Origin of the sequence: Klebsiella sp. A-Nf5, from assembly GCF_002810545.1 — a bacterium.
GTDB classification, from domain to species: Bacteria; Pseudomonadota; Gammaproteobacteria; order Enterobacterales; family Enterobacteriaceae; genus Klebsiella; species Klebsiella variicola.
This window is the reverse complement of record NZ_PIOG01000137.1, coordinates 1-643: the sequence shown is the minus strand read 5'-3', so window position 1 is coordinate 643 and position 643 is coordinate 1. Positions and strand designations below refer to the sequence as shown.

Sequence of the window (643 nt, the reverse complement as noted above, 5' to 3'; positions counted from 1 at the left end):
TGGAAACCAGACACAATTACGACGCAAAAGGAAAAATTCTAAGCCACACAATGATATTCCGAGAACCCAGTAAATATGTCATGTTTGGCAACCTGACTTTTTCACAGTATGTTCATAAACGCGAGCAGGAGATAGCTCATGACGATCCGCCCATAATTCACTGCTGTTATCGTTTTTTACCCAACTATGCTTATGGACTGGGGTTGCAGATGATTATTGACGCTCCGTCGTTAAGCCAACAGATCATTGAAGCAGCTATTTCTGATTTTCGTTTACGCGGTGAGTGTGAATGGCATTCACCCAAGCCTGTTTCGGTTGAAATGCTGAGGTTGTTTGACAGAGAGGAAGGAATCTGAAATTGCGATAAACGGGCGGCATCGTTTCATCTTTCCGCCCGGAGCCCTCCTCTGTCTGACAAGTTGCGCGCTGACGATTTGCTGCAAACTTTTGCCTGTGTATCTCTCACGTTTTTTCCAGACCTTTCATCATCCCCGCGTCACGCTCAATTAAGTCGGGGTATTTCTGACGTGCGTCTGGCCAAGCTTCCACCTCATCCCGGTTCCAGGCAACAACGCGTGGCGTCAGTGAGAAGCGTTTAGGAAAATCGCCATCTTTTCCCTGCTTATCAATAGTATAAAAAGAC

At 46.3% G+C, this 643-nt stretch carries 1 protein-coding gene and 1 pseudogene; one reads left to right on the top strand and one right to left on the bottom strand.

The window, feature by feature from the left end; translation table 11 throughout:
* Positions 1-356: pseudogene (locus CWM53_RS13910) on the top strand (hypothetical protein); the annotation flags it as partial.
* A 106-nt stretch (positions 357-462) separates the two neighbouring features.
* Here the strand turns inward: CWM53_RS13910 and CWM53_RS13905 are convergent.
* Positions 463-643: helix-turn-helix transcriptional regulator (locus CWM53_RS13905; RefSeq protein ID WP_133124351.1), on the bottom strand; the 181-nt coding region annotated here is incomplete at its 5' end.